The sequence below is a fragment of the Pseudomonas agronomica genome, assembly GCF_025917275.1.
Taxonomy (GTDB): domain Bacteria; phylum Pseudomonadota; class Gammaproteobacteria; order Pseudomonadales; family Pseudomonadaceae; genus Aquipseudomonas; species Aquipseudomonas agronomica.
Map to the genome: position 1 here is coordinate 19,663 of NZ_JAOSHO010000021.1, position 11,054 is coordinate 30,716.

2 protein-coding genes are annotated in these 11,054 nt (G+C 66.2%); both read left to right on the forward strand.

Annotation, left to right across the window (positions count from 1 at the left end; genetic code table 11):
* Positions 1 to 99: 99 nt before the first annotated feature.
* The gene (locus OC610_RS03715) at positions 100 to 3,162 is read left to right on the forward strand and encodes a non-ribosomal peptide synthetase (protein WP_264426576.1); all 3,063 of its coding nucleotides are present in this window, start codon (positions 100 to 102) and stop codon (positions 3,160 to 3,162) included.
* Positions 3,163 to 3,220: 58 nt separating this feature from the next.
* Positions 3,221 to 11,054: non-ribosomal peptide synthetase (locus tag OC610_RS03720; protein ID WP_264426577.1), on the forward strand; the 7,834-nt coding region annotated here is incomplete at its 3' end.

The window sequence follows — 11,054 nt, forward strand, 5'->3', positions numbered from 1 at the left end:
CCACCCGCCGTTCGCAGGAGGCTTGCCCGACAGGTATCCAGCAAGCCCCGGCGTCTGCGCGGTGATCCAGGCTCAAGCCCTTTTCCAGTCGAGATGAACATGAGCGAACTTCAAGGTTTTCGTATTTCGCCGCAACAAGCATCGGTTTACCCCCACATCAACGGCGCGACGGAACACCCGTTCAGCTGCCATTTGCAATGGTCGCTGTCGCAACCGCTGAACGTCGATGCGCTGAACCACCGCCTGCAGGCCCTGGTGGTCGGCAGTGAGATCCTGCGCACGCGTCTGATGCCCGTGCCCGGCCTGCGCCACCCGGTGCAGGTGATAGACGAAACCGCGTCGCTGGCGGTGAACCTCCTGGACCTGCGCCAGCACGGCCGCACCGACCAGGACGCCGCGCTGGCCCGGCTCACGGATCAACCCCGCGACTGGACAACGCCACTGAGCGTGACCCTGGTGCGCCTGGGCGACGAACAAGCGGTGTTGGACATGGCCGCAGCCACCAGCCACTTCGACCTGGCGAGCCTGAAATGGCTGGCTGTCGCGTTGCTGCAAGACACCGCCACCGACCTGTCCGACACGTTGCAATACGCTGACTACGCCGAATGGCGCTGGAGCCTGGTCGAAGACGCGCCGGACCATCCTGGCGTGAGCTTCTGGCCCCCCGTGGGTGAAACCGGACAGGCCGCCTTGCAACTGCCCCTCGAATCCGCCCTCGACGGCGGGTTTGCCCCGACGCGATTGGACCTGACACTGCCGGTCGACCTCGCCCGCCACCCAGCCCTGGCTTGCGATTTGCTGCTGGCGGCATGGGCAGCGGTACTGGGACGACTGGCCGGCCAGCAACAGGTGCCGCTCGTCCTGATCCATGAAAGTCGCGGCGCGGAACTGGATAACACCCTGGGCCTGTTCGAACAGTGCCTGCCCGTGCGCATTGAACTGGACGCACAGGCGACCCTGCTGGAGCAAAGCCAACACGTGACCGGCACCCTGGAACGGGCGGTCGGCTGGCAAGACTATTACACCGGCACCCTCAACGCCGGATACGCCTTTGCCTGGCGCTCGGGCGATGCCCGGGAGCGTCATGCCAGCGCGGTGATGAACCCGTTGAAGGCGTGTCTGAACGTGCGCCAGTTGCCCGGCAGCCTGCACGCACAGCTGGTCTACGACCGCCACACCCTCAGCGCCGAAGCCGCAGGCTGCCTCGCCGAACAATGGCTGCAATTGCTGCAAGGCGCCCTGGCCGAACCGCAACGGGCCTGGGCCCGGTTGCCCCTGGGTGGCGCGCTGCAATCGCAACTGATCGGCACCCGCGCGAGCGCACCGTCCATCGAACCGGTGACGCTGGTGGAATTGATTGCCCGCAAGGTTCGCCAGCAACCGAACGCCATCGCCCTCAGCGATCAGCACGGTGACCTGAGCTACAGCCGCCTCGACGCCTGCGCCACGCAACTGGCCCATCGGCTGGTCGCCGCCGGCATCGGACCCGGGGTGCCTGTCGGCGTCCTGTTCGCCCGCAGCAACGCGGCCATCGTCGCCCTGCTCGCCGTCCTGAAAGCCGGTGGCGCCTACGTGCCCGTCGACCCGACCTACCCGGCCGACCGCCGCGCCTACATGCTCGCCGACAGCGCCATCGCCCACATCGTGGTCAGCGCCGAACTGGCCGACAGCGTGCCGGCCGACCTGCATCGCTTCGTGCTGGATGACCTGGAAACGCCGGACCTCAGTGATGCGCCGGCGCTGCCGTTGCCAGACGCGAACGACCTCGCCTACTTGATCTACACCTCCGGCTCCACCGGCACACCAAAAGCCGTGGAAATCAGCCATGGCGCGCTGAGTTTCTCGACCCAGGTGCGCATGGCCACTTATGAGACGCCGGTGCGCGCCTATCTGTTGCTGTCGTCGTTTGCCTTCGACAGTTCGGTCGCCGGGATTTTCTGGACCCTGGCCCAAGGCGGACGCCTGGTATTGCCCGCCCCGGGTGAAGAACTGGAGATGGCCCGCCTGGCGCATCTGATAGCCCAGCATCAGGTCAGCCATGGCCTGTCACTGCCATCGCTGTACCAGGCCTTGCTCGATCAATTGCAGCGCAGCGCAGGCATCGACAGCCTCGCCTGCTGGATCGTCGCCGGTGAAGCCTGCCCGCCATCCTTGATCGCACAACACGCCAGGACCTTGCCCCACGCCCGGCTGGTGAACGAATACGGTCCCACCGAAGCCACCGTCTGGGCCACCTATGACGTGTTGGAGCCAGGCCGTCACGTCACCATCGGTCGCCCCATCGCCGGCATGGACCTGCGCCTGCTGAACGAATTCGACACCGCCTGCGGCGTTGGCGAACCGGGTGAAATTGTCCTCGCCGGCCCGACCCTGGCCCACGGCTATCGCCACAAGCCCGAAGAAACCGCCAAGGCCTTCGTCACCCTGGCCGACGGCGCCCGCGCCTACCGTACGGGCGACCTGGCGTGCTGGTTGGCCGATGGACGCCTGGCCTTCCTCGGACGCAAGGACCATCAGGTCAAGGTTCGCGGCTACCGCATCGAGCTCGGCGAAATCGAGCGCCAGTTGTGCAACCACAGCGACGTGCGCGAAGCCGCAGTGATCGTCCAGGAACAGGCCGCCGGCAAGCGCCTGCTCGCCTACGTCCTGGCCGCCCATGGCTACGCACCGGACTCGGAGGCAATCAAGCGCTTCCTCGGCGAACGCCTGCCGTCGTACATGGTGCCGGCGCTGGTACTGACCCTGGCGAGCTTCCCGCGAACGCCCAACGGCAAGCTCGACACCCGCCAGTTGCCCGACCCGGATCAATTCGACGAGAGCGCCCACGTGGCGCCGCGCAACGCCATGGAAACCACCTTGCAAGCCATCGTCGCCAAGGTCTTGAAGCGCTCGACGGTGAGCGTCACCGACAACTTCTTCGCCATCGGCGGCGACTCGATCCTGAGCCTGCAAGTGGTGGCCCAGGCCCATGAGCAAGGCATCGCCCTTTCGGCCAAGCAAGTCTTCGAACGCCAGACCGTCGCGGCCATGGCCGAGGTCGCGCAACCGCTGGACCCAAGCGCCGCCGAGCCGCAAGCCGACAGCACCGAGTTCAGCGCCTCGGGCCTGTCCGATGACGAAATGCAAGCGCTGATGGCCGAACTGGACGAGGCCGACCTGTGAACGGTTCCTCCCGTCGCCACGCCATCACCGTTGCCCCTTTTTTAGCAGGACGCTTTCAATGACCATCGAAAAAAACACCGGCAACCCGATCGAAGACATTTACCCGTTGTCGCCACTGCAACAAGGCATGCTGTTCCATTCCCTGCTGCACGAAGATTCCGGCGTGTACCTGATGCAGGATCGCTACCGCATCGGCGGGGCCATCGATGAAGCGGCGTTCCTCGAATCGTGGCGCCAGGTGGTCGCGCTGCACCCGTCCCTGCGCGCCAGTTTCCAGTGGAAAAGCCAGAAGCAACCGGTGCAGGTGATCCATCGCCAGGTCAAGGTGCCGCTGGACACCCTCGACCTGCGCGGGCTCGCCCCCCATGAGCAGGAGGCGCGGATCCGCACCCTGCTCGAAGACGAGCAGAAAGTCGGCTTCAACCTGTCCAAGCCACCGCTGATTCGCTTCCGGTTGGTGCGCCTGGCCGATGAGTCCTACGAATTCATTCGCAGCTTCCACCACATCCTGATGGATGCCTGGTGCATCTCCCTGGTAACCGTGGACTTCCTCAAAGTCTACGAAGCGCTGTGCAACGACCGCACGCCGGAACTGAAAGCCCCTCGGCCGTTCCGCGATTACATCCAGTGGCTGCAACGCCAGGACGCGGGCAAGGCCGAGCAATTCTGGCGCGGCCAGTTGCAAGGCCTCAATGCGCCCACACCACTGACGGTGGACAACGGCGTAACCCGCGACCGCTACACCGATGCGGTGCTGGTGGACGACCAACTGATTCACCTCGACGAGCAGGAAACCCAGGCGCTGACGGCGTTCTGCCGCAGTCGCCGGATCACCCCGAACACGTTTTTCCAGGGCGTCTGGTCGTTGCTGCTGTCGCGCTACAGCGGGCAACAAGACGTGGTCTTCGGCGTCACCGTGGCCGGGCGTCCGGCCGACCTGACCGGTGTCGCGCAAATGATCGGCCTGTTCATCAACACGTTGCCGCTGCGGGTTTCGGTGGACCCGAACGCCTCGCTCGGCACGTGGCTGGACGACCTGCAGAAGCTCAACGTCGACATGCGCGACTTCGAGCACACGCCGTTGACCGACATCCAGGGCTGGAGCGATTTCCCCAGGGGCGAAACCCTGTTCGACAGCATCCTGGTGTTCGAAAACGCGCCCATCGACGAGCAGATCCTCGAAGGCGGCTTCCAGTTCAGCCTTGAAGGCATGGACCACAGTGTGCACACCCACTACGGCTTGACCGTGGTGATCCTGCCGGGCGAACAGCTGGGCATCCGCGTGTCCTATGACCGCGAGCGTTTCGAAGCCAGCACTGTGCAGCGCCTGCTGGGCCATATCGCCAGCCTCGTGCGCAGCATGCTCGCCACCCCCGACGCGCCGTTGGCCAGCCTCGAACTGCTGGCCGCCGACGAGCGCCAACAGTTGCTGGGCAAGTGGGCGCTCAACCCTCACGACTTCCCGCTGGATCAAAGCTACGCCGCGCTGTTTGCCGCCCAGGTCGCCCAGCGCGGTGACCAGGTCGCGGCGACCTGTGCCGGTGAGTCGCTGACCTACGCCGAACTCGACCTGCGTTCCACCCGCCTGGCCCATGCCTTGCGCGAGGCCGGCGCCGGTGAAGATCAGCTGGTCGCGCTGGTTGCCCCCCGTGGCCTGGCGCTGTTGACCATGATGCTGGCGGTGTTCAAGGCCGGCGCGGCGATGCTGCCCCTTGAGGTCAACCATCCGCCCGAGCGCCTGCGGGAAATCCTCGGGCTGTCCCGCGCGCCATTGCTGATCGCCAGCGAAGCCTGCAGCGGTTTGCTCGATCAGTTGCTCAGCGACCTCGACCCGGCGCCCAAGGCGCTGTTCGCCGAGGCCGGCTGGACGTCCGGCAACGATGCGCCACTGCCGCTGCTCGCAGGCCCCGACAGCCTGGCCTACGTGCTGTTCACTTCGGGTTCGACCGGCACGCCGAAAGGCGTGATGATCGAACAGCGCGGCATGCTCAACAACATCTTCGGCAAGGTGCCGGCCCTGGGGCTCAGCGCTGCCGACCGGATTCCCCAGACCGCGTCGGTGGCGTTCGACATCTCGGTGTGGCAGTTCCTCGCTGCGCCGGTATTCGGTGCCACGGTGCACATTCTTCCGGATGAAGTCGCCCACGACCCGCAACGCCTGCTGCAGGTGCTCGCCTGCGAGCGCCTGAACGTGCTGGAAATCGTCCCGAGCCTGATGCGCACCTTGCTCGCGCTGTGCCCGTGCGACTTGCAACTGCCGGACCTGCGCTGGGTCCTGCCCACCGGTGAAGCCCTGCCGCCAACCGTGGCTCGCGACTGGTTCGCACGCTTCCCCGACATCGCCCTGATGAACGCCTACGGGCCGGCTGAATGTGCCGATGACGTGGCTTTCCAGCCGATCTTCGAAGCACCGGGGGCCGAGGTCAGCCACATGCCCATCGGCCGGCCGACCGCCAACAATCGCCTGTATGTGCTGGACGAAGCCTTGCGGCCGGTGCCGGTTGGCGTGGCTGGGGAAATCTGTGTCGGTGGCGTCGGTGTCGGCCGCGGCTACCTGCACGACCCACAGCGCACCGCTGACGCCTTTATCGACCACCCTCAACTCGAAGGTCGCCTGTACCGCACCGGTGACCTGGGACGCTGGCGTGCCGACGGCGTGATCGAATACCTCGGCCGCCGCGACCAGCAAGTGAAACTGCGCGGGCACCGGATCGAACTGACGGAAATCGAACATCGCCTCGCCCAGCACCCCAACGTGCGCGAAGCCGCCGTCCTGCTGCGGGAAAACACTGCCGGCGAAGCCTGGTTGGTGGCGTACTGGTCGGCCCATGACGAAACCCAGGGCAGTGATGGCCTGGGCGAACATTTGCGGGCGCAACTGCCGCCGTACATGGTGCCGGCGGCCTTCGTCTGCCTGGACAAAATGCCCCTGAACAACAACGGCAAGGTCGATCGCAAGGCCCTCGCCGCCCGCAAGCTGGACTGGCAGGCCGATACCCAGGAAAGCATCGCCCCGCGCAATGCGCTGGAAACCGCCGTGGCGTCGATCTGGGCCGAGGTCCTCGGGCGCGACACGGTGGGCGTGGAAGACAATTTCTTCACCCTCGGCGGGCACTCGTTGCTCGCGACCCAGATCGTCGCCCGCCTGCGCACCCAGTTCAAACTGGACCTGCCGTTGCGGGTCCTGTTCGAACAGCCGACCGTGGCCTTGCTGGCCGAGGCCATCGGCGCCCGCCAGGCCGAGGCCACCGCGCCGCAAGCCAAGGTACAGAGCCTGCCCAAGGCCCAGCCACGCCCGACGCGGCTGCCGCTGTCGTTCTCGCAACAACGCCTGTGGTTCATCGAGCAACTGACGCCGGGCACTACGCTGTTCAACATCCCGTTCGCCCTGCACCTCAAGGGCGAACTGAATGTCGAGGCGCTGCACGCCAGCCTCAACGACCTGCTGGCGCGCCATGAAATCCTGCGCACCGGCATTCACAGCACCGACGGCGTGCCGTGCCAGCGCATCAGCCCAGCGCTGGACATTGCGCTGCCCTTCGAAGACTTGTCGAGCCTGACCGCCACCGAGCGTGCCGGCGCACAGTTCAATGCCCTGCAAGACACCTTCGAGCAACCGTTCGACCTCACCTGCCCACCGCTGCTGCGTGCCCGTTTGCTGCGCCTGGCGCCGGGCGAACACGTGTTTGGCATCGCCCTTCATCACCTGGTCTCCGACGCCTGGTCGGCCACCATCGCCCTGCGCGAACTGGCTCAGGGTTACGAAACCCGTTGCAACGGCGCCGCCGCCGAACTGCCTGCCCTGCCCCTGCAATACGCCGACTTCGCCCTTTGGCAGCGCGAACACCTGCAAGGCGCCGAACTCAAGCGCCAGCTCGACTACTGGACCGCCACCCTCGACCGTCGTGACAGCGATGCCAGCCCACTGCTGGCCTTGCCCACCGATCATCCTCGGCCCTCGGTGCAAAGTTACCGCGCCGGGATCGTCCAGCGCGAACTCAGTGCCGACCTCAGTGGCCGGGTGCAAGCCTTTGCCAGTCGCCTCGGCACCACGCCGTTCACCGTCCTCTTCGCTGGCTTTGCCGTGCTGATGCACCGTTTGAGCGGCGACGCCACGGTGCTGGTCGGCACCCCGGTCACCCACCGTGAACAACCGGGCACCGAAGGCCTGCTGGGCATTCTGTTGAACAACCTGGCGATCCGTGCGGATTTCGAGCCGCAAGTCGGTTTCACCGCCCTGGTCAAACAAGTCGCCGAACGCCTGCGCAGCGGCCTGCAGCACCAGGACCTGCCGTTCGAGCAACTGGTGGACAGCCTGCAACTGCCACGCAGCCTCAGCCACGCACCGCTGTACCAGGTGATGGTCGCCCAGCAACTGGCCATGGAGTCCCGGTTGCGCTTCCCGGGCCTGGAATTCGAGGCGTTGGACACACCGCTGCGACATTCCGAATGCGACCTCGACCTGCACGTGCTGTGCCCGGCCAACGCGCCGATCCAGCTGGAGCTGATGTTCGCCCTCGACCTGTTCGTCGTCGACAGCGCTCGCCAGACCCTCGCCCGCCTGGAACACCTGCTCGAACACCTGCTCGCCGAGCCCCAGCGCCCGGTCGCCGCCCTGCCGCTGCTGATGGACGCGGAATGGCAACGCACCGTGGTCGAGTGGAACCGTACCGAGATGGCGGTGCCGACGCACCTGACCTTCGCCCAATTGTTCGAACAACAGGCCGAGCGCACCCCGGAGCGTGACGCCCTGTGTTTCGAAGGCCGCAGCCTGAGCTACGGCGAACTCAACCGTCGCGCCAACCAGGTGGCGCATTACCTGCGCAGCCGTGGCGTCGGTGCCAACCGCCCGGTGGCGCTGTGCGTCGAGCGCTCGCTGGAGCTGCTGGTCGGCCTGCTGGGCATCCTCAAGTCCGGCGGCGCCTACGTGCCGCTGGACCCGACCTACCCGGTGGATCGCTTGGCGTACATGCTCGAAGACGCGCAGCCGACCCTGTTCCTCGGCCAGCAGGGCCTGTTGGAACAACTGGGAGCCGAGCTGCCGCGCTTGCGCCTGGACAGCGACGCGACGCTGTTCGCCGACCAGCCGGACAGCAACCCGGTCCCGCTCGCCGGGCCGCAAGACCTGGCCTACATCATGTACACCTCCGGTTCGACCGGTAAACCCAAGGGCACCCTGGTGACCAACGGCTCGGTGGTCAACCTGGCCTGGGCGCGTATCCATGGCTTGTATCGCCGTTATACCGACCAGCCGATGCGCACCAGCTTCAACTACTCGTTCGCCTTCGACAGTTCGGTGGCCGAGCTGATCCTATTGCTCGATGGACACAGCCTGTACCTGACCCCTGAAGAGGTGCGCTACGACCCCGATGCCCTCGCGGGTTTCTTCCGCGAGACCCGCCTGGAGGCCTTCGAGTGCACCCCGGCACAGCTCAAGGCCCTGCTCGAAAGCGACGGCGTTCGCCGTGGCGAGGTGTATCTGCCGCGCTTCGTGCTATTCGGTGGCGATGCGGTGGACGCGCAGCTGTGGCAACGCCTGCCGTCGATTACCGGCACCCGCTTCTTCAACACCTATGGCCCGACCGAATGCACCGTGGACGCCACCGGCTGCGCGGTGGATGATTTCCCGCAGCGGCCGATCATCGGCCGGCCGATTGCAAACGTGCACACCTATGTGCTCGATGCCTTCCTCAACCCGATGCCGGTGGGCGTCCCGGGGGAACTGCACATCGGCGGTGCCGGCGTGACCCTGGGCTACCTCAACCGTGCCGAACAGACCGCGAAGGTGTTCATCGAGGACCCGTTCTCGTCGCTGCCGGGCGCGCGAATGTACAAGTCGGGCGACCTGGTGCGCTGGTTGCCCGACGGCCAGCTCGAATACCTGGGCCGCATGGACCATCAAGTGAAGATCCGTGGCTTCCGCGTCGAGCTGGGGGAAATCGAAACCCTGATCGGTGCCCAACCGGGCGTGCGCCAGGCCGTGGTGCTGGCCCGCGAAGACGTGCCCGGCGACAAGCGCCTGGTGGCCTACGTGACGTGCGACCAGCCGGCCGACATCCATGCCTGGCGAAAAACCATGGGCGCCGCCCTGCCCGACTACATGGTGCCCTCGGCGTTCGTGGTGCTCGATGAACTGCCGCTGACCGACAACGGCAAACTCAACCGCAAGGCCCTGCCGGCCCCGGACATCCAAGCCGCGCCAGACGCCCTGGACCCGCCGCGCAGCGCCGCCGAGCAGCAACTGGCTGCCTTGTGGGCCGAGTTGCTCAACGTGCCGTCGGCGCAGATCGGCCGCGACAGCCATTTCTTCTACCTCGGCGGCCACTCGCTGCTGGCGGCGGCGCTGTTTGCCCGCCTGCGCCAACGGTTCGCCAGCGTGCCGCCGTTGCGAGCGGTGTTCGAACACCCGACCCTGGACGCCCTGGCCGCGCTGCTGGGCGATCCCCAGCAAGCCCCGGCGGCGACTTTCGTCCCGGTGAAACGTCCGGCGCGCCTGCCGCTGTCGTTCGAGCAGCAACGCTTGTGGTTCCTCGAACAACTGAGCGTCGGCGGGGGTGAATACAATGTCGTCAGCGCCGTGCAACTGGACGGCGAACTCAATGCCCAGGCGTTGCGAACGGCCCTGAACAGCGTGGTCCAGCGCCACGAAATCCTGCGCAGCCGCATCGTGCGCGATACCGATGACGAGTTGGCGCTGGTGATCGACGCGCAGGCCGATATCACCGTGCAAGTGAAGGCCCTGCAAGCCGCCAGTGACGAACAGTGGCAGCAATTGACCGACGCGGCGATCCACGCAGAAACCGGCCGCCGTTTCGACCTCGCCGTCGAAGTGCCGGTCCGCGCCACCCTGCTGCAACGCAGCGGTGGCGTCCAGTCGTTGCTGTTGCTGAGCGTGCACCACTGCGCCACCGATGACGCCTCCAGCCAGAACCTGCTGGAGGAACTGCGGCAGTGCTACATCGCCCAGTGCCAAGGCACCCCGGCGATACTGCCGGCGCTGGCGTTGCAATACCCCGATTACGCCCTCTGGCAGCGCGAACCGGGCCAACAAACCGCGTTCAGCAGTCAACTGGACTACTGGCGCAACCAACTGGAGGACGGCGATTACCTGCTGGACCTGCCAACCGAACAGGGCCGCCCCAGCAAGCTCGACCCGATGGCCGGCGCGGTGCAACTGCAATTGCCGCCCGCCCTGGTGGAACGCCTGCGACAGTTCGCCCAGCAACGCGGGGCGACGCTGTACATGCTCATGCTCGGTGCAGCGCAATTGCTCTTGGGGCGTTACGCCAACCAGCGCGACGTGCGCCTGGGTACTCCGGTGGCCCAGCGCCCCTTCGCCGAGCTGCAACCGCTGATCGGTTGTTTCGTCAACACGGTGGTCATGCGTGCCGACCTCGATCCGGCGCTGGACTTCGAAGGCTTGCTCGACCAGGTGCGCAACCGTGTGCTGGATGCCCAGCAGCATCAGGACGTGCCGTTCGACCAGGTCGTCGAGCATTTGAAACCGTCGCGCAGCCTCGGCCAGACGCCGCTGTTCCAGGTGCTGTTCGCCATGCAGAACGCCGACGCGTCGAGCCAGCCATGGCCGCGGTTGCAGGTCCGCGAACGCGCCGTGACCGCCCAGGCCACCAAGTACGACCTGAACTGGGAAATACACGACGGCGAGGTGCTGTCGGTGTTGCTGGAATACCGCGCCGCGCTGTTCAGCGAAACCACCGCCCGGCGTTGGCTGGAACAGTGGCAACGGCTGCTGGAAGTCATGCTCGAAGCTCCACACACCCGACTCGGCGATTGGACGCCGTTGCCGGCGGTCGAGCGTCAGCGCCAACTGATCGAGTGGAACGCCAACGAACGTCACTACGACGGCCCGACCAACCTGCACACCGCCCTGG